17 protein-coding genes and 1 riboswitch are annotated in these 18,005 nt (G+C 58.6%); of the genes, 7 read left to right on the top strand and 10 right to left on the bottom strand.

What is annotated here, in order from left to right:
• Positions 1-102: 102 nt before the first annotated feature.
• Positions 103-2,004 carry a molecular chaperone HtpG gene (gene htpG / locus Q0I19_RS02225; protein WP_294758406.1) on the bottom strand — a complete coding sequence of 634 codons (1,902 nt, stop codon included), beginning with the start codon at positions 2,002-2,004 and terminating at the stop codon, positions 103-105.
• A gap of 232 nt (positions 2,005-2,236) precedes the next feature.
• Here htpG and Q0I19_RS02220 point away from each other — a divergent pair, with 232 nt between their 5' ends.
• From Q0I19_RS02220 to Q0I19_RS02210, 3 genes are read left to right on the top strand one after another with little or no spacing between them, the layout of a single operon-like run.
• Positions 2,237-2,707 carry a C-GCAxxG-C-C family protein gene (locus Q0I19_RS02220; RefSeq protein ID WP_294758407.1) on the top strand — a complete coding sequence of 157 codons (471 nt, stop codon included), beginning with the start codon at positions 2,237-2,239 and terminating at the stop codon, positions 2,705-2,707.
• A gap of 3 nt (positions 2,708-2,710) precedes the next feature.
• Entirely contained in the window at positions 2,711-3,517 is an 807-nt protein-coding gene (locus Q0I19_RS02215) for an alpha/beta hydrolase (protein ID WP_294758408.1), read from the top strand.
• A gap of 14 nt (positions 3,518-3,531) precedes the next feature.
• Entirely contained in the window at positions 3,532-4,212 is a 681-nt protein-coding gene (locus Q0I19_RS02210; protein WP_294758409.1) for a YkgJ family cysteine cluster protein, read from the top strand.
• A 50-nt stretch (positions 4,213-4,262) separates the two neighbouring features.
• Here Q0I19_RS02210 and Q0I19_RS02205 read toward each other — a convergent pair whose 3' ends face one another.
• The 8 genes from Q0I19_RS02205 to Q0I19_RS02170 all read right to left on the bottom strand — a co-directional run bounded on the left by Q0I19_RS02205 (position 4,263) and on the right by Q0I19_RS02170 (position 12,194).
• The gene (locus Q0I19_RS02205; protein WP_294758410.1) at positions 4,263-5,924 is read right to left on the bottom strand and encodes a formate--tetrahydrofolate ligase; all 1,662 of its coding nucleotides are present in this window, start codon (positions 5,922-5,924) and stop codon (positions 4,263-4,265) included.
• 53 nt (positions 5,925-5,977) lie between these two features.
• A riboswitch (ZMP/ZTP riboswitch) is annotated at positions 5,978-6,068 on the bottom strand.
• Between the two features lie 48 nt (positions 6,069-6,116).
• Entirely contained in the window at positions 6,117-7,625 is a 1,509-nt protein-coding gene (locus tag Q0I19_RS02200; protein WP_294758411.1) for a hypothetical protein, read from the bottom strand.
• Between the two features lie 18 nt (positions 7,626-7,643).
• Positions 7,644-8,183 (bottom strand): sigma-70 family RNA polymerase sigma factor, encoded by a 540-nt coding sequence (locus Q0I19_RS02195; RefSeq protein ID WP_294758413.1) that lies wholly within the window; start codon positions 8,181-8,183, stop codon positions 7,644-7,646.
• Positions 8,184-8,328: 145 nt separating this feature from the next.
• Positions 8,329-9,117, bottom strand: a complete 789-nt coding sequence (locus tag Q0I19_RS02190) for a glycosyltransferase family 2 protein (protein WP_294758414.1) — start codon at positions 9,115-9,117, stop codon at positions 8,329-8,331.
• 2 nt (positions 9,118-9,119) lie between these two features.
• Entirely contained in the window at positions 9,120-10,049 is a 930-nt protein-coding gene (metA, locus tag Q0I19_RS02185) for a homoserine O-succinyltransferase (RefSeq protein WP_294758415.1), read from the bottom strand.
• A gap of 25 nt (positions 10,050-10,074) precedes the next feature.
• Positions 10,075-10,815 (bottom strand): 3-oxoacyl-ACP reductase FabG, encoded by a 741-nt coding sequence (gene fabG / locus Q0I19_RS02180; protein WP_294758417.1) that lies wholly within the window; start codon positions 10,813-10,815, stop codon positions 10,075-10,077.
• Between the two features lies 1 nt (position 10,816).
• The gene (locus Q0I19_RS02175; RefSeq protein WP_294758419.1) at positions 10,817-11,278 is read right to left on the bottom strand and encodes a nucleoside deaminase; all 462 of its coding nucleotides are present in this window, start codon (positions 11,276-11,278) and stop codon (positions 10,817-10,819) included.
• A 10-nt stretch (positions 11,279-11,288) separates the two neighbouring features.
• A complete protein-coding gene (locus tag Q0I19_RS02170) occupies positions 11,289-12,194 on the bottom strand; it encodes a CPBP family intramembrane glutamic endopeptidase (protein WP_294758420.1) in 906 nt (301 codons plus the stop codon).
• Positions 12,195-12,441: 247 nt separating this feature from the next.
• Here Q0I19_RS02170 and Q0I19_RS02165 point away from each other — a divergent pair, with 247 nt between their 5' ends.
• Genes Q0I19_RS02165 through Q0I19_RS02150 form a run of 4 tightly spaced genes read left to right on the top strand, consistent with a single transcriptional unit; the run spans position 12,442 to position 16,304 of the window.
• Positions 12,442-13,332: a LysR family transcriptional regulator gene (locus Q0I19_RS02165; protein ID WP_294758421.1), complete on the top strand. Its 891-nt coding sequence runs from the start codon at positions 12,442-12,444 to the stop codon at positions 13,330-13,332.
• 60 nt (positions 13,333-13,392) lie between these two features.
• Entirely contained in the window at positions 13,393-14,241 is an 849-nt protein-coding gene (locus tag Q0I19_RS02160; RefSeq protein ID WP_294758423.1) for a PHP domain-containing protein, read from the top strand.
• Positions 14,242-14,254: 13 nt separating this feature from the next.
• Entirely contained in the window at positions 14,255-14,509 is a 255-nt protein-coding gene (locus Q0I19_RS02155; protein WP_294758424.1) for a TIGR03905 family TSCPD domain-containing protein, read from the top strand.
• Between the two features lie 16 nt (positions 14,510-14,525).
• Positions 14,526-16,304 carry an HAD-IIIC family phosphatase gene (locus tag Q0I19_RS02150; RefSeq protein ID WP_294758426.1) on the top strand — a complete coding sequence of 593 codons (1,779 nt, stop codon included), beginning with the start codon at positions 14,526-14,528 and terminating at the stop codon, positions 16,302-16,304.
• A gap of 67 nt (positions 16,305-16,371) precedes the next feature.
• Here Q0I19_RS02150 and Q0I19_RS02145 read toward each other — a convergent pair whose 3' ends face one another.
• Complete coding sequence (locus Q0I19_RS02145) at positions 16,372-17,940, bottom strand: UDP-glucose--hexose-1-phosphate uridylyltransferase (protein ID WP_294758427.1); 1,569 nt, start codon at positions 17,938-17,940, stop codon at positions 16,372-16,374.
• Between the last annotated feature and the right edge of the window lie 65 nt (positions 17,941-18,005).

Genomic DNA, 18,005 nt, shown 5'->3' with positions numbered 1-18,005 from the left:
CCCCTGAACTCGTTTTCTATTGCCTCTATTATAGCGCAGTGTGCGTCGTTTGGCAACAAAAAAGCTGTGCCCCCGCAAGGGCACAGCTTAAATTTTGCGGTGTTACTTCATCAAGCCGCAGACCAGCTGGGCATATGCCACAGGGTCCTCAATGGGCAGGCCGGCAATCAGCAAAGCCTGATCATACAGCAGCTCGGCATAGTGGTTGACCTTTTCGGTGTCGCCCGCCTCGTGGGCAGACTTCAGCGCGGCAAACACGGTGTGGTTGGGGTTCAGTTCCAGCACCTTGGTGCTTTCCACGCCCTCGCCGTTGGGCATACGGCGCAGCACCTTTTCCATCTCCATCGAGATGCCGCCCTCGCTGGACAGCGTAACGGGATGCTCCTTCAGCGTCGGGTTGACCTTGACATCCTTGATCTTGCCCTTCAGCGCCGTCTTGATTTCCTCAAACAGATCCTTGTTCTCGGTGGCGGTCTCCTCGGCGGCCTTCTTTTCGTCCTCGGTTTCCAGACCCAGATCGCCGGAGTTGATGTTCTTGAATTCCTTTTCCTTGTAGTTCTGCATCATCTGCAGGCAAAATTCATCCACGTCCTCGGTGCAAAGCAGCAGGTCGTAGCCCTTGCTCAACACCAGCTGGGCGTTGGGCAGCTTGCCCAGGCGGTCGGTGTCGTCACCGGCGGCAAAGTAGATGCACTTCTGATCTTCGGGCATCTTCTCGATATATTCGTCCAGCGTGACCAGCTTCTGCTCCTTGGCAGAGAAGAACATCAGCAAATCGCCCAGCAGATCCTTGTGCATACCGTAATCGCCGTAGATGCCGAACTTGATCTGGCGACCAAAGCTCTTCCAGAAGGTTTCGTACTTTTCACGGTCATTGACCAGCATGGCGTGCAGCTCGTTCTTGATCTTCTTTTCCAGAGAGTTGCGGATCAGCTTGAGCTGGCTGTCCTTCTGCAGGGTTTCACGGCTGATGTTCAGGCTCAGATCCTCGCTGTCCACAACGCCCTTGATAAAGCTGAAATAGTCCGGCAGCAGGTCGGCGCATTTTTCCATGATCATAACGCCGGAGGCATACAGCGCCAGACCCTTCTCGTACTCCTTGGTGTAGTAGTCGTAGGGGGTGCGGCCGGGTACAAACAGCAGGGCGGTGTAGGTTGCGGTACCCTCGGTGCGGCTGGTGATGACGCGCAGCGGGTCGGAGTAATCCATAAACTTATTCTTGTAGAACTCGTTGTAGTCCTCGTCCTTGACCTCGCTCTTGGCGCGCTTCCAGATAGGCACCATGCTGTTCAGGGTCTCCAGCTCGGTGTAGGTCTCGTATTCGGGCTTGTAGTCGTCGCCGGCGTCCTCAGGCTTGGGCTTCTGGCGGGATTTTTCACGGTACATCGTGATGGGGAAGCGGATATAGTCGCTGTATTTCTTGACAAGGTTTGCCAGCGTGTAGTCGTCCAGATACTCGCTGTAATTCTCGGTGTCGGTGTCGTCCTTGAGCACCAGCGTGATTTCCGTGCCGACGTCCTCCTTGTCGGCGGCGGTCAGGGTGTAGCCCTCTACACCCTTGGATTCCCACTGCCAGGCCTCGTCAGCGCCCTGTGCGCGGGAAATAACAGTGACTTTTTGGGCAACCATAAAGGCAGAGTAGAAGCCCACGCCGAACTGACCGATGATGTCGATGTTGTCGCTCTGGTTTTCGGTCTTGAAATCCAGCGAGCCGGACCTGGCGATGGTGCCAAGGTTCTTTTCCAGCTCATCCTTGGTCATGCCGATGCCGTTATCGGTGATGGTCAGGGTGCGGGCGTCCTTGTCGACGGACAGGTGGATGTTCAGATCTGCCTTGGTGATGCCCATCTCGGTATCGGTCAGGCTCTTGAAATAGCGCTTGTCGCAGGCATCGGACGCATTGGAAATCAGCTCACGCAGGAAAATCTCACGGTTGGTATAGATGGAGTTGATCATTAAGTCCATCAGTTTTTTGCTTTCGGCTTTGAATTGACGCATTGCCATAGAATATGACCTCGCTTTTATTGTAATGTTAGCACTCTGTTATTTTAACTGCTAATTGTAGTTTAGCACTCTTTGCAGCAAAGTGCAACTGTTTCGGCACATTTTAACAAAAAATTAAAAAAGCCTTTTCCTTAGCATCGCTTTGTGGTATGATGACAATATTACAAGGCACGGCATGCCGCCCGATCGTGTGCTATAACGCGGCATCGTCCAGAGAAACGAAGGGAATCACATGTCTATCTATGGCGACAAAGCCTACGAAACCTTTTTTAAGGGCTACAACTGCGCCCAGTGTGTGGCGATAGCCTTTGCCCCCGTTATGCATATGACCGAATCCCAGGCCGCGCGGATGTCCTCCGGCTTCGGCGGCGGATTCGGACGCCTACGGGAGGTCTGCGGTGCGTTTTCCGGCATCACGTTTGTGCTAAGCACCCTGTATGGCAGCGATGACCCCGCCCAAAAGACCGCCACCTACACCGAGGTGCAGGCCCTTGCCGCCGAATATCGCCGCCGCAACGGCAAAAACACCATCGTCTGCCGCGAGCTGCTGGGGCTGCAAAAGGCCGAGGGCAGCCCCGTGGCCAGCCCCCGCACCGCCGAATACTATAAAAAGCGCCCCTGCCCGGAGCTGGTGCGCATGGCCGCTGACATTATGGCAGAGTACATCGAAACGCACCCTCTGCCCCCAACCAACGAGGTATAACCTATGGAAATTTTGCATGAAACCTTGTCCACCGGCGCAAAGCTGGTCGGCTACCTGCGCGAGCCTGCCGCCGAAATGCCCGCCTTCATAACCCGCCCCGCCATGCTGATTTTCCCCGGCGGCGGCTACGGCTATTGCAGCAAGCGCGAGGCTGACCCCGTCGCCATGCAGTTTTTGCAGGCGGGCTACCAGACCTTTATTTTGTACTACCACTGTGCCGACGAAAACCCGGTGCCTCTGCAATATCAGCCGCTGCTGGACGCCGTCGCTGCTGTTTTGTATCTGCGCCGCAACGCCGATGCCCTGCATCTGGACCCCGAAAAAATCGCCGTCTGCGGGTTTTCCGCCGGCGGGCATCTGGCGGCCTCGTCTGCCGTTTTGGCGCACACGCCCGCCGTGCAAAAGGCGCTGGGCATCACGGGCGACGAAGCCCGCCCCAACGCCGTGGTTTTGGGCTACCCCGTTGTGACCACCTCCACATTGGGCCACCAAGGCTCCACCGAGAACCTGTGCGGCAGCGACGCCGCACTGCGCGCCGAAATGAGCCTGGAAAATCAAATTCAGCCGGGCCTGCCGCCGTTTTTCGTCTGGCATACTGTCACTGATGAATCCGTGCCCGTGCAGAACTCGCTGCTGCTGGCAAACGCGCTGGAGGAGTGCGATGTTCCGTATGAGCTGCATCTCTTTGCCAAGGGTCAGCACGGCATGAGTACCTGCACCAATGAGGTCAACACCCCCAGCGCTGAAAACAGCGCATGGGTGCAGCTTTGCACCCGCTGGCTTGCCAACGTGCTGGACTTCCGCCTGTGAAAGGAGTGCCCGCTATGACACCCGAACCGGGCCGTATGACCGAAACATGGGGCGACTGCCGGACCCTTGCCGCAGGGGAGAGCTTCGCCTTTGTCTGTGCAGGTTGCGGGGATTGCTGCCGTGAACGGCGCGACTTGGTTCTGTCGGGCTATGATTTATACCGTATTGCCCGGCGGCTGAGCCTTTCGCCCCGCATTGTGGCGGGTGCCTTCTGCAAAAGCTATGTTGCACCGCAAAGCTGCCTGCCCACGCTGCGGCTTACGCCCGACCCCAAAACAGGCAACTGCCGCTTTTTTGAAGGCTCTGCCTGTGCCATCCACGCGGCGCGTCCGCTGGCGTGTGCGCTCTACCCGCTGGGGCAGAGCATTGACACCGTGACCGCCCAAACCGCCTATTTTGCCCAGCTGCCCCTGTGCGGGGCAAGCGCCGGGGCAGGGCAGACGCTGCAGGACTACCTGCAAAATTCCGGTGTGCAGGAACGTGCCGGTGCCGATGCCCGCTGGGCAATCGTCTGTACACAAATTTCGGAACAGCTGTTGGCCGCCGGTGGGGCAGAACACCCGCATTTTGCGGCAGCCGTCAAGCGCATCGAACGCGCACTGTACTACGATTACGCGCTGGGTGATGAATTTTACCCCCAGTTCCAACAAAACATTGCCGTATTGCAGCCCATTTTGGACAGGCTGCTGGCATAAAAAACGGAGTGGCTCCCCATACGGGAGTCACTCCGTTTTTTGCAATAAAATCAGAACAGACCTGTGATCTTGCCCTCGCCGTCCACGTCAATGTCCATGGCGGCGGGGTGCTTGGGCAGACCCGGCATCGTCATAATGTTGCCGCAGATGACCACCACGAACCCGGCACCGGCGCTCAGGCGAACCTCGCGCACGTTCATGGCAAAGCCCTCGGGTGCGCCGATCAGCTTGGCGTCATCGCTGAAGGAATACTGCGTCTTGGCAATGCAAACGGGCAGATTGCCGTAGCCCAGCGCCGTCAGCTCGTCCAGCGTCTTTTTGGCGGCGGCGGTGTAGTTTACCCCGTCGGCGCGGTAGATCTTCTTGGCAACGGCTTCGATCTTCTCGGTCAGAGAAGCCTCCGGCGGGTAGGTGTACTGCACGCGGGCGGTGTCGTCCATAATGGAAAGCACCGTTTCCGCCAGTGCCTTGCCGCCCTCGCCGCCCTTGGCAAAGACCTCGCTCAGGGCGCAGGGGACGCCGACCTTGGCGCAGATTTCGTGAATGACCTCCATTTCCTCCGCCGTGTCGGTGGGGAAGGCGTTGATCGCCACGCAAACCGGCAAGCCGAAGCCCTGCAGGTTCTCGATATGGCGGGTCAGGTTGGCGGCACCGGCGCGCACAGCCGCCGCATTGGGCTTATTCAGGTCAGCCTTTGCCACGCCGCCGTGGGATTTCAGCGCGCGCACGGTGGCAACCAGCACCACGGCAGCGGGGTTCAGCCCCGCATAGCGGCACTTGATGTCCAAGAACTTTTCCGCGCCCAAATCCGCGCCGAAGCCCGCCTCGGTCACAACATAGTCTGCCAGTTTCAGGCTCAGCTTGGTGGCAATGGCGCTGTTGCAGCCGTGGGCAATGTTGGCAAAGGGACCGCCGTGGATGATGGCGGGGTTGTTTTCCAGCGTCTGCACAAGGTTCGGGTCCAGCGCGTCCTTCAGCAGGGCGGTCATCGCGCCGGCGGCGCCGATCTGCCCGGCGGTAACGGGCTTGCCGTCGTAGGTGTAGGCGCAGACAATGCGGGACAGGCGCTCTTTCAGATCCGTCAAGTCCTTGGCAAGGCAGAACACCGCCATAATCTCGCTGGCCACGGTAATGTCAAAGCCGTCCTCGCGGGGGGTGCCGTTGATCTTGCCGCCCAGACCGTCCACAATAAAGCGCAGCTGGCGGTCGTTCATATCCATGCAGCGCTTCCAGGTGATGCGGCGGGCATCAATGTTCAGGGGGTTGCCCTGCTGGATGGAGTTGTCGATCATCGCCGCCAGCAGGTTGTTGGCAGCGCCGATGGCGTGGATATCGCCGGTAAAATGCAGGTTGATATCCTCCATCGGCACGACCTGCGCATAGCCGCCGCCGGCTGCGCCGCCCTTAATGCCGAACACAGGCCCCAGGGACGGCTCGCGCAGGCAGAGCATCGTCTTTTTGCCCATGGCGTTCATGGCATCCGCCAGGCCCACGCTGGTGGTGGTCTTGCCCTCACCGGCGGGGGTGGGGCTGATGGCTGTGACCAAAATCAGCTTGCCCTCGGGGCGGTCACTTTTGGCCAGCAGATGGTTCAGCTTTGCCTTGTAGTGGCCGTAGGGGATAACATCCTGCCCCTGCAGACCCAGCTCGGCGGCAATTTCGGTGATGGGACGCATCTTGGCGGCCTGTGCAATTTGGATATCACTCAGCATGGTACAATTCCTCCGTTTTTGTAAAAACAATAAAGGGCCGCACACACTGGCGTGTGTGCAGCCCAGACGGTCGGCTTAAAACAAGGTTTTGCCCGCCTCCCCTGTGGTGTACCCCACATAATTCCGTCGGTCAGCGGCCTCGTATAGTGTTACTGTACCACACCGTCACCGGGTTTGTCAAGTCTGACTTTTTTATTGCAGCGGCAGCGTGACGGCACGGCTTTCGTCCGCATGGTATCCGCCGTCGAACAGATACCGGAACTCGCTGATCTTCGCCACCTGCGCGGGGTCAGCGGTGTAGTAGTCGATGCGGCAGCTGATGATGCCGGTGGTCGGGTCCACCGTGCTGCTGCGCAAAGCATAGGAATTGGTGTTTGTGTCGATATATTCTTCATCCTGCGGCATCAGCTCAGTATTCTGCACAAAGCCGTAGGGGATCATCTGCCACGTCAGCGCCTGCCCCTGCACGGCAAAGTTCTGCAGGGTGTAGCCGCCCGCATCGCTGGTAGCAATTTTTACGCCCTGCTGCATTTCCTCCACGGTCACGGTGCGTTCCTCGTGTTCGTACACACCGCTGTAGTACACAGGGGTAAAGGTGATGCTTTGGGCGTTTTCGTCCGGCACGGTATAGGCAACAGCATCCACGGATACGCCGTGGGGGTAGCTGGGCAGAAGCTCGCGCCCCGTATCGTCGGTCAGGATCATTCCGCCGTTGAAGATCACGGGGTTGTCCGCATCCTCGCCGCGCAGCTTCTTTTCCTCATCCTCGCTTACCACACCATTGGGATGCGTTTCGGCGAATTTTTCGGACGCCTCGGAATGTTTCACAAGGCTGCCGCTGCCGGTGCCGAAGCACAGGCTGTCCAGCGTGATGGGGTTATCGCCCAGCAGGGCATCGGCAATGCCGAAATCCAGCACCGTCGGCGCAATGCGGCGCGCACCGGCGCGCACCTGCTCGCCGTTCAGCTCCATCGTGTAGCTAAGCCCCGGTTCGCCCACTGCCGCGTAGGGGTCGAGCAGGCGCAGCATAACGGTATCGCCCTGCGGCTCCTCCGGCAGCTGATAGTGCAGCCACAGCCGGAAGGTATCGTCGCCCTGCCGGTAAAAATCGCTTTGCATCTTGTAAATTTCCTCGCCCCCGTTGATTTGCGCCGCTATCCACGGCGTATTGCTGCTGAGCTGATCCCATTCGGGGTAGATGCTGTCGGCGTCCAGGAATTTCGACACCACATTTTCGCCGCTTACGGTAAAGAAGCAATCCAGCGTAGCGGCGTCCATGGACACGGTGTCCAGCGTGTAGTTGACGCCGTCCAGCGTCTGCGTCTGGCCGATTTCGGTATTGTGGCCTTCCGTATCGGTCTGCTGCCCGCCGTACTCGCCGCGCGGAGCATCCAGCACGTTCTGCACCTGCGCCTGCGATTTGGCGTCGGTGAAAAAGCCGATTTTCCCGCCGGTCAGCTCCTTGATATACGGCGCCGCCGCAATGCCCACCGAAAGCACACAGGTTGCCGCCACGGCAGCGGCCACGCACACGGGTACACGGCGGTGCCTTTTCAGCTTAGGCGGCGTATAGCTGCCCGCCTTCTCTATTTTTTTCAGCGCCATGTCATAGATGCGCTTTTCTTCCTGCTTGCTCAGCGGTTCGGTTTTTGTGGGATACTGTTCCAGCAAAGAATCCGTGGTGTCTGTATAGTTACGCATAAGTTGCAGCCCCCTTTTTTAATAAGTATTGCGCAGTGCGGTAAACTGCTTGCGCAGCTTTTCGCGCCCGCGGGAAAGTCGTACATTGACGGTATGTTCCTGCATTTGCAGCCTGCGCCCGATTTCGCGGCAGGACTCCCTGTAATAATAGCGGCGGAAAAATATCTCCCTGTCCGGCTCCGGTAGTTCGGTCAGCAGCTGGGCAATCAGCTCCTCCGCCTCGGTGGAACGGCGCTCGGTCATCCAATCCTGCGCCAGTTCGTCGTTCAGCTCACATTCCTGTTGTCGGGGCCGCAGCGCCCTCCAACGGTCGATAGCCGCATTGCGCGCCGTCACGCACAGCCAGGCGCGCAGCGGACGGTTTTGGTGCCGCAACTCGGCGGCGTGCTTCCATGCCGCCACCAGCACGTCCGCAGCACATTCCTCGGCATCCTGCGGGTTGTTGGGCAAAATACGGCAAATGACGGTATGGATCAGCCCGCCGTACTGTGTCAGCAAAAACTGCAGCCCCGTTTCCGGCTCTGCCAGCAGGGCATCTATGATTTTGTTATCCTCCATAGCGTTGTGTTTTCCTTTCTGATTCAAGGCCTTGTACCCACTAAACGGTCAAACCGCAGGAAAAGTCACAAAAGCCGCATAAAAAGCTGCAGCCACCCGCAAAACGGGTGGCTGCACAGTTTTCCTTTGTTTTGCAGGGTTAGCATCAAACCTTGCCTTTGCCGCAGCCCCACTTTTTGAAATACCGCCCCATGCTGACCAGCTGCATTTTGAACTTTCCCGCGTCACGCATCGGCGCGCGGTGCCAGGCATGGATGGCGGTAAACTGCGGGGCCAGCCAGACCGTGCCCTCGCGCAGAACCTTTTGGGTCAGGTCGGCATCCTCCACATACATAAAATATGCGGGGTCAAAGCCGCCGATTTTTTTGTACACATCGGTGCGCACCGCCATAAAGCTGCCTGTGCAGAATTCGATTTTACGCGGCCGGGTCAGGTCTTCGTCCTGCATGGTGTAGTGGTCGTCCGCCTTGCGGAACACACCGCCGAATTTCGGTGCCAGCTGGCGTGCCAGCAGCAGCCACGGCGTGGGCTTGCGGCGGGGCAGGTGCTGCAGTTTTCCGTCCGGGTAGCGCAGCTGCGGCGTTGCCATGGCAGCGCCCGGCGTGGCCAGCAGCCAGTCTGCCATGGCAGGCAGGATGTCCTGCGTCAGCAAAATATCGGGGTTCAGGATAAAATGCACGTCGCTGTGCAGTTTATCCAGCACATAGTTATGCCCCTTGCCAAAGCCCAGGTTTTCGGGCAGGCAGAGGATCTGCACCCGCGCATCGCCGAAATTCGTTTCCGCCAGCTGCTTTCCGCAGCCGTCGGGGCTGGCGTTATCCACGACATACAGCACAAAATCGGCGGTTTGGGTGTAGTGCAGGATGCTGCGCACGGCGGCGCAGACTTCCTCGTAATCACAGTACGCTACGATGCAGGCACTGATTTTTGCCATAATTATTTCTCCAATGCTTCCAGATGTGTCAGGTCGTAGGGGGTGTCCTGGTAGACGTAGTAGTTCAGCCAGTTGGTATACAGCAGGTATCCGTGGGCGCGCCAGCGGAACAACGGGTCCCGCGCGGGGTCGTCGTCGGGGTAGTAGTTGCAGGGGACATGGATGGGCTTGCCCGCGCCGATATCCCGCTTGTACTCCTTGTCCAGCGTATACTTGTCGTATTCAGGATGGCCGATGACAAAGATCTGCCGTCCCGATTCGGTCGAAAGCAGCATCGGCCCCGCGACATCGCTTTCCGCCAAAATGCGCAGATCATCGCAGGCGTCGATAGCTTGGCGGTCCAGCCCTGCCCAACGGCTGTGGGGGGCGTAAAAACGCTCGTCAAAGCCGCGCACCAGCGGATTGGAGGGGCGGGTCACGCGGTGCTCAAACACGCCGAACATCTTTTGCTCCAGATGCACCTTGGGGATGCCGAAATGATAGTACAGCCCCGCCAGTGCACCCCAGCACAGGTGAATGGTCGAGTAGACGTTTTCTTTTGTGTAATCCATAATGGTGCACAGCTCGTCCCAATAATCCACCTGCTCATACGCCATATCCTCCAGCGGCGCACCCGTTATGATCATGCCGTCAAAGCGCTCGTTTTTGATTTCGTCAAAGGTCTTGTAAAACGCCTTCATGTGCTCGGGCGCGGTGTGGGTGGTGTTGTGGGTGGCCGTCTGCAAAAAGGTCACCTGCACCTGCAGCGGGCTGTTGGCCAGAAGTCGCGCCAGCTGGGTCTCTGTGACGATCTTGGTGGGCATCAGATTCAAAATCAGGATGCGCAGCGGGCGAATATGCTGGCTGCGTGCGCGTTCCCGATGCATAACAAACACATTTTCTTGCGAAAGCTCGTCATACGCGGGCAGCTCGCGGGGGATAATCAATGGCATAGGAACCTCTCCTTACATCTGCATTTCAAATTACCAGGCCACCGTTCTGGCCGATGACCTGCCCGGTGATATAGCCGCTTTGCTCGTCGGCCAAAAACACCATCGTGCGGGCAATTTCCTGCGCGGTACCCAGGCGGCAGACGGGGGTTTCCTCTGCCAGGGCGGCACGATCCTCTGCGGTAAAACTTGCCATCATATCGGTGTCAATGACACCGGGCGCGATAACATTTACCGTGATGCCGCTGGGGCCTTCCTCCTTGGCAAGCGCCTTGCCAAGGCCGATCAGCCCTGCCTTGGCGGCACTGTACGCCACCTCACAGCTGCCGCCGGTCTGCCCCCACATGCTGCTGACCAGCAAAATGCGGCCGTATTTTTGGTGTATCATACCGGGCAAAACCGCGCGGCTGGCGTAAAACGCACCGTCCAGGTCAACGGCCATCAGCCGACGCCAGTCCTCGTCGGTGGTGTCGGTAAACAGCTTTTGCTGCGCAATGCCCGCATTGCAGACAAGCACCTGCAGGCTGCCCAGTTCATACTCCGCCTTGCTTACAGCGGTCTTGACCTGTGCGGCATTCCCGGCATCGGCTTGTATGGCAACCACGCGGCGGCTCGGTGCCGCACAGCTTGCCGCCTGCACCACGGCATGGGCAGCAGCCTCACTGCTGTGCCAGGTGAACGCCACATTATATCCGGCTTTTGCAAACGCCAGCACAGCCGCCGCGCCGATGCCTCGGCTGCCGCCGGTAATCAGAACATTTTGTTCCATATCATTTCTTCTTTCTTTTTTCCCGCAGACGGGCAAAAAATTCCTGCATCAGCTGCTGGCTTTCCGCCTCCAAAAGTCCCTGCTCCATCACGGGGTGATGGTTGAAGGGCAAAGCAAACAGGTCGGTCATACCGCCGCAGCAGCCCGCCTTGGGGTCCCCGGCACCGTACACAACGCGCTTTATCCGGCTGTTGATGATAGCGCCGCTGCACATCGGGCATGGCTCCAGCGTCACAAACAGCTCGCACTGCCACAGCCGCCAGCCGCCCAGTGCCTTGCAGGCCGCATCAATGGCCAGCATCTCGGCGTGGTATACGGCGTTTTTGCCGGTTTCCCGCAGATTGTGCGCGCGGGAAATGATCTCGCCGTCCTTGGCAACGACCGCCCCCACAGGCACTTCACCCAATTCGGCGGCTATGCGTGCCTCGTCCAAGGCGGCGCGCATCAGTTCTTCATCGGTCATACATTCTCCCTTACACCAGTGCGGCATAGGCCACCAAAAAAAGGACCGTTGCCGAATACGCCGGGCTGGTGAACACATTCAGCGCGTCCACACCGGGGCGCAGCCCTGCCGAAAAGCGGAACCCCTGCCCGCGGGCATGCCGAATCAGCCATGCCGCAAACACAGGGAAAAACAGCAAAATGAACAGTTCCACCGCCGCGGCTGCCGCAGCCGGGGCATACAAGCGCAGGTACAGCGTCAGAAATGCCAGCGTATTGTTGATAAAATGTAAGAGCATACCCGGCAGAATACTGCCCGAACGCTCGGCCAGCCACCCCAGAAACACCGCGCAGATAAACGCCGTAAGCCCCTGCGCCAGGTCCAGATGCAGCAGCCCAAACAGCAGCGCCGTGCCGAAAATTGCCGCCGCACTGCCGCTGGGGCGCAAAAGCCCCTGCAGCGCCCCGCGGAAAAACAGTTCCTCCGTCACGGCGGGCACCAGGCACAGCGACAAAAACTGGACAAACAGCTCCATACCGCCGGCGGCCAGCAGGGCACCGGGCTGCTCGATGCCGAAAACGCGGCACAAAAGCCCGCCCAGCAGGTTGCCGAAGTTTGCCAGCCCCAAAAATACCGGCAGACAGAATCCGGGGCTCCACGCCGTGGGGATCATGATGCGCATGTCCTTGGTCTGCAATCGCGTGGTGCACAGCAGCCACCACAGCGGCAGCACCAGCGCGCCGATGCCCACCAGCGTCTGCAGCAAAACCACACTTACCTCGCCAAAACCCGCCGCATGGGCCAGGCTGGCGCCGGGCTGCAGCAGCCCCATTATGCCGCTGACCAGCAGTGTCAACACACTTCTTGCCAGCAAATACAATATCGCCGCCAGCGCACACACCCCGGCGGCACCGCGCACCCCGCGAACCCTTGCCATAGCCTTCCATCCTTAATTTGTAAACTTTCTTATCATCATACCACAAGCTGCGAATTTTCGCAATAAAAAAAGCCCCGCCGTTGTGCGCCGGCAGGGCCATAGAGGGAAAAGAGGGAGGTCATGTACACTTGCAATGTGCGTTGCAAGCATTGACTTTCTGTCTAAATCATAGTACATTATGGATAAGAAGTAAAGCTTAACTTTTTCACACAGATGATGAACTCAATTCATCATGAAGGAGCATCCCATGACACTTACCGATTGCCAGATTTTTTCCATGGTGGCGCAACTGGGCACCTTTGCCGCCGCTGCCGAGCAGCTGCACCTGACCCCCTCCGCCATCAGCCATGCGGTCTCCGGTATGGAGGCCGAGTGCGGCTTTCTGTTGTTCACCCGCACCAAAAGCGGCGTCAAGATGACCGCCGCCGGCGAGGCGATTTTGCCTGCCATCCGCCAGATGACCGCCAGCAGCGAATCGCTGAACCAGTCCATTGCGCAGGTCAACGGCACCCACAAGGGCGTTTTGCGGGTAGGCGTGTTCAATTCGGCCTGTGTCACCTGGATGCCCCAGCTGCTGCCGCCCTTCCGCAAGGAATTTTCCGGCATTGATGTGCAGATCTACCAAGGCTCCTACGCCGACATTGCCAACTGGCTCAAGACCGGCGCGGTCGAGATGGGCTTTTTGTCCAATTCCAGCGCCATCGGCTTTGACTTTGAACCGCTGTACGATGACACGCTGATCTGCTTAGCCCCCGCCGACTACCAACCCAAACGTCCCGGCTGCATCCACGCAAACGAGCTGCAGGGTCAGCCCTTTGTCAGCCAGCTTTCGGACGTGGACGCCGATATACAAAGCTACTTCCGCATCAACGCCTTGCAGGTCAACAGCCGCTGCTACATTGCCGACGACCAAAGCATGATCTCCATGGTTTCCTGCGGGCAGGGGCTGGCCATCATGCCGGAATTGATGTTCAAGCACGGTGCCGACTACTGCGGCTGCCAGGTGCTGCGCCTGGAGCCTGTGGCCAAGCGCAGCATCGGTGTGGCTTGCCTTGCAAAAAGCGGGCTGTCCCCGGCGGGCAAGCAGTTTTTGAACCACCTGCGCCGCTATTCCAAAACCATGGCCATGGTCGAATAAATACCCTTTTCAAATTCCCTGATTTGTGGTATAATAAATAATTTGAAAGGGGAGTTTGCCATGCGCGGTGATCTGCACACCCATACCATATATTCGGACGGTTCGACACCTGTGGAAAAGCTGCCGTTCCTTGCCCGATGCGCGGGTCTTGACTGGCTCGCTATATCCGACCACGACAGCATCCGCAGTGTGCGGTATGCCTACGACCACCCGCAGCAGGAGGGGGTAAACCTCATTCCCGCCACCGAGCTGACCGCCTATGACTTTGCCCGCGAGCATCGGGTACATCTCTTGTGCTACTACCCTGATGACTGCAAAGAGCTGGCGGATTTTTCCGCCATGATGGCTGCCCGGCGCAGGCAGGCGGTTTTGCAAAGCTGCGCTGAGCTGGAGCAGCTTTGCCCGCAGTTCCGCACCGAGGAGGCGCTGGCGCTTTGTAAAAACAGCGACACCTTATATAAGACCCACGTCATGCAGGTGCTTTTGCAGTATGCGTTGGCCGACAGCATGTACGGCGACACCTACCGTGCGCTGTTCGGCCTGAAACCCGTGCGCGGCAAAATTTTGCACAACCCCGCCTACGAGTCCGTCGACACCGTACTGGCGCTTGCCAAGCAATGCCGCGCTGTTGTCGTGCTGGCGCACCCCAGTGTTTACCACAGCATGGAACTGGCTGAGGAGCTTATCAAAGCAGGGCGCATCGACGGTGTGGAGATCGACCACCCGCGCAACACGCCGGAGGACAAGGCCCGGCTTACCGCCTGGGCGCAGCAGTATAATTTGATCGTCACCGGCGGCACCGACTACCACGGCATGAACAGCGCCCATCCCCGCCCGGTGGGCACCTGCACCACAGCAGAGGAACAAATTTTGCGCATCCGTGATTTGGCGCAGAAACGTAAACAATAAAGGAGACACAACCATGACTTTCACCTACCAGAACAAGGGCGTCTGCTCCCGCAGCACCGAAATCGAACTGAATCCCGACCACACCATCGCTTCCGTCAAGGTGGAGGGCGGCTGCAACGGCAACCTCAAGGGCATTTCCCGGTTGCTCGTCGGCATGAAGGCCGAGGACGCCATTGCCCGTATGCAGGGCACCGTGTGCGGCAGCAAGCCCACCAGCTGCCCCGACCAGATCGCCCGCGCCCTGCAGGCCGCCCTGGAGCAGATGTAAAAAAGGGGAGGGCACCATGGATTGTTTCCACTATCCCTTGGACACCGAAACCCTGCTGCGCAAAAAGCGCCGCCTGCGCCGCGAGCTGCTGGCGCAGAACCCCCACGCACTGCACAAGAAAATTGCCATTTTGGGCGGCTCCACCACCAATGAGGTAGCCGACCAGCTGGGTCTTTTTTTGCTGCAATACGGCATTGAGGCCGAATTTTACCAAAGCGAATACGGTCAGTATTGGCAGGATGCCATGTTCGGCAGCCCCGAACTGGACGAGTTCCACCCGGATATCATTTATATCCACACCACCTGGCGCAACCTGACCGACCTGCCCACCACCGCAGACAGCGCCGCCGACATCGACGCGATGCTGGACGCCCAGTACAGCCACTTTGAAACGATGTGGCAGGCACTGGCGCAAAAGTTCGGCTGTCCTGTTATCCAAAACAACTTTGACCGTCCCAACTACCGCCTGATGGGCAACCGCGATATCTGGGATATCCACGGCCGCTCCAACTTTATCAGCCGCCTGAACCAGCGGTTCTACGCCTACGCCGCCACGCACGAGAATTTCTATATCAACGATATTGACTACCTGTCCGCCGATTACGGCCTGACCGCCTGGGGCGATGCTTTCTTCTGGCACATGTACAAATATGCCATGTGTCTCGACGCTATTCCCTCGCTGGCCAACAGCGTGGCCAACATTGTCAAATCCATCTACGGCCGCAACAAAAAGGCGCTGGTGCTCGATCTGGACAACACCCTGTGGGGCGGCATCGTGGGCGACGACGGTGTGGACGGCCTGGCCATCGGCCCCGAAGTTCCCGAGGGGCAGGTCTATGCCGAATTCCAAAGCTATTGCAAGGCGCTGAAATCCATCGGCGTGATTCTGGCTGTCGACTCCAAAAACGATGAAGAAAACGCGCTGGCGGGCCTCAACCATCCGGACGGCGTACTGCGTCCCGACGACTTTGTTGCCATCAAGGCCAACTGGGAGCCGAAGGACCGCAACCTGCTGGCGATGGCGTCCGAGCTGAGCCTTGGCGCCGACAGCTTTGTCTTTGCGGACGACAACCCCGCCGAGCGCGCCATTGTGGCCGCGCAGGTACCCGGCGCTGCCGTGCCTGCCATGGACGGTGCCGAAAATTACATCAAGACGTTGGATCACGGCGGCTATTTTGAGGTGACCGCCCTGTCGAAAGAGGACCTTAAAAAAACCGAGCTGTACCACCAGAATGCCGAGCGCGCCAAGGCGCAGGCAGCCTTTGCCGACTACGGCCAGTATCTGGACAGCCTGGAAATGACCGCAACGATCCAGGGCTTTGCCCCGCTGTACATCCAGCGTATTGCCCAGCTGACCAACAAGTCCAACCAGTTCAACCTGACCACGCTGCGCTGCTCCGAGGACGACATCCGCACCATGGCTGAGGACGCCGACCATCTGTGCCTGTGCGGCAAGCTGGTGGATAAATTCGGTGACAACGGCATTGTCACCGTTGTGGCGGGGCAGCAGCAGGGAAGTGCGCTGCATATGCGCCTTTGGCTGATGAGCTGCCGCGTGCTCAAGCGCGGTATGGAGGATGCCATGATGGACACCCTGATGCGCCATGCCGCCGCCCGCGGGGTGGAAAAGGTGGTCGGTTACTATTATCCCACCGCCAAAAACGCCATGGTACGCGAATTTTACGCGCAGTTCGGCTTTGCCAAAACGCAGGAGTCCGAGGAGGGCACGGTTTGGGAGCTGAACGTTGCCGATTATGTTCCCCGCAACCCCCATATGAAAATCGAGGAAGCGTAAAGCCCCGATAAAACAGCAACCGCCCTGCCGCAAAAATGCGGCAGGGCGGTTTTTTGTGTTATGCGGTTCAGGCTTTCTTAAAGCCGACGCTGTTCATAAAGCGTACAAAGGCTTCCTGACCGTCCTTGTCCTGCTTAAAGACACCGGCATTCTCCAAAACGTGGCTGAACACAACGCCGATTTCCTCCTTGACGACCTTGTTGGCCTCGCTCTCGGACAGAGCGGTGCCGTACTTGGCGATCAGGCTGTCGATCCAGTCGGCGTGAACTGCCAGATCCGAGCCTTCGCTGCGGCTGGTGTTGGCGGCCTTGCCGCACAGGATATCGGCAATCTCCGCGCCCTGGGTCTTGAGGCGTGCGGGCAGGATCGCCAGACCCATGACCTCGATCAGGCCGATGTTTTCTTTCTTGATATTGTGGTATTCCTTGTGCGGGTGGAAGATACCGTCGGGAAATTCCTCGCTGGTGCGGTTGTTGCGCAGCGCCAGGTCCAGAATAAAGCCGTCCTTCTCGTCATAATGCAGGATGGGTGTCACGGTGTTGTGGGGGGTGTCGCCGGTGCGGGCAAGGATGCCCACGCTCTCGTCGCTGTAGTTGCGCCATGCGGTCAGGATGTTGTTGGCAACATTCTGCAGTTGCTGGCTGCTGCGGCCCACCAGACGCACCGCGGAAACCGGCCAGTTCAGGATACCGGCGCGCACACCGGGGTAACGCACATCGGTCATAGGCACGGCGACGTCGGCCTTCTGCATGGGGAATACATACCGACCGCCCTGGAAGTGGCTGTGGCTCAGGATGCTGCCGCCGACAATGGGCAGGTCTGCGTTGGAGCCGCAGGTGTAGTGGGGGAACTGCGCCACAAAGTCAAAGATTTCTGCCAGCGTCTGGCGATCCATCTCCATGGGCTTGTGGCTTTCATGCAGCATAATGCAATGCTCGTGGAAGTAAGCGTAGGGGCTGTACTGCAAATAGAACTGCTGGCCTGCCAGATTGACAGGCACAATGCGGTGGGTCTGGCGGGCAGGGAAGTTGATACGCCCGGCGTAGCCGATGTTTTCCTTGCACAGCATGCAGGCAGGGTAACCACTCTTGGGCTGCAGACGCTCCAGCGCAATGGTCTTGGGGTCTTTTTCGGGCTTGGTCAGGTTGATGGTGATCTCCAGCTCGCCGTAGGGGGTATCGGTGTTCCACTGGATGTTTTTGGCGATCTGCGCCGTGCGGATATAGTTGGTCACTACGCACAGGTCATAGAACCAGTCGGTAGCCGCCTTGGCGCCCTTTTTGTCGTACAGCTTCTTAAACTTTTTGCAGACCTCGCTCTCGCGCGGCATCAGGGCACCCATCAGGCGGGTCTCAAAGTTGATGCGGTACTGATCCACGCTGCCGTCCAAAAGTCCCTTTTGCGCAGAAAGCTCGACCATCTCGTCCAGCAGGGCGGCCGGGGTTTCGGGGTTTTCCTTGGGCAGCTTTTCCTCACTGGGTGCGGGCAGAGCCAGCAGGTCCAGCAGCGTATTGCGCGCCACGATCTCATCCAGCTCCTTGATGAGCTTGTGCTTGCGGCCAAAACGCAGCAAGCGTTCTACGTCCAACGCCAGGCGGGCATCACGCTGTTCCGGGGTCAATGCAGTAACATCCATAAGTAGCCTCCTATAACGGTGAGTAGTTGTATGTGTTGTCTTAACCATACCGCAAAACCTCATTG

Source organism: uncultured Gemmiger sp. (assembly GCF_934561205.1).
In the GTDB taxonomy this organism is placed as follows: Bacteria; Bacillota; Clostridia; order Oscillospirales; family Ruminococcaceae; genus Gemmiger.
The sequence above is the reverse complement of the archived record's forward strand: the minus strand, read 5'-3'. Positions and strand labels throughout refer to the sequence as shown.

Excerpts from the sequence above, each read along its gene's own strand:
- Q0I19_RS02150 (WP_294758426.1), top strand. The coding sequence starts at position 14,526 with ATGGATTGTTTCCACTATCCCTTGGACACCGAAACCCTGCTGCGCAAA.
- Q0I19_RS02145 (WP_294758427.1), bottom strand. The coding sequence starts at position 17,940 with ATGGATGTTACTGCATTGACCCCGGAACAGCGTGATGCCCGCCTGGCG.
- Q0I19_RS02160 (WP_294758423.1), top strand. The coding sequence starts at position 13,393 with ATGCGCGGTGATCTGCACACCCATACCATATATTCGGACGGTTCGACA.
- fabG (WP_294758417.1), bottom strand. The coding sequence starts at position 10,815 with ATGGAACAAAATGTTCTGATTACCGGCGGCAGCCGAGGCATCGGCGCG.
- Q0I19_RS02195 (WP_294758413.1), bottom strand. The coding sequence starts at position 8,183 with ATGGAGGATAACAAAATCATAGATGCCCTGCTGGCAGAGCCGGAAACG.
- Q0I19_RS02155 (WP_294758424.1), top strand. The coding sequence starts at position 14,255 with ATGACTTTCACCTACCAGAACAAGGGCGTCTGCTCCCGCAGCACCGAA.
- Q0I19_RS02190 (WP_294758414.1), bottom strand. The coding sequence starts at position 9,117 with ATGGCAAAAATCAGTGCCTGCATCGTAGCGTACTGTGATTACGAGGAA.
- Q0I19_RS02205 (WP_294758410.1), bottom strand. The coding sequence starts at position 5,924 with ATGCTGAGTGATATCCAAATTGCACAGGCCGCCAAGATGCGTCCCATC.
- Q0I19_RS02215 (WP_294758408.1), top strand. The coding sequence starts at position 2,711 with ATGGAAATTTTGCATGAAACCTTGTCCACCGGCGCAAAGCTGGTCGGC.
- Q0I19_RS02210 (WP_294758409.1), top strand. The coding sequence starts at position 3,532 with ATGACACCCGAACCGGGCCGTATGACCGAAACATGGGGCGACTGCCGG.
- Q0I19_RS02175 (WP_294758419.1), bottom strand. The coding sequence starts at position 11,278 with ATGACCGATGAAGAACTGATGCGCGCCGCCTTGGACGAGGCACGCATA.
- metA (WP_294758415.1), bottom strand. The coding sequence starts at position 10,049 with ATGCCATTGATTATCCCCCGCGAGCTGCCCGCGTATGACGAGCTTTCG.
- Q0I19_RS02200 (WP_294758411.1), bottom strand. The coding sequence starts at position 7,625 with ATGCGTAACTATACAGACACCACGGATTCTTTGCTGGAACAGTATCCC.
- Q0I19_RS02220 (WP_294758407.1), top strand. The coding sequence starts at position 2,237 with ATGTCTATCTATGGCGACAAAGCCTACGAAACCTTTTTTAAGGGCTAC.
- Q0I19_RS02165 (WP_294758421.1), top strand. The coding sequence starts at position 12,442 with ATGACACTTACCGATTGCCAGATTTTTTCCATGGTGGCGCAACTGGGC.
- htpG (WP_294758406.1), bottom strand. The coding sequence starts at position 2,004 with ATGGCAATGCGTCAATTCAAAGCCGAAAGCAAAAAACTGATGGACTTA.
- Q0I19_RS02170 (WP_294758420.1), bottom strand. The coding sequence starts at position 12,194 with ATGGCAAGGGTTCGCGGGGTGCGCGGTGCCGCCGGGGTGTGTGCGCTG.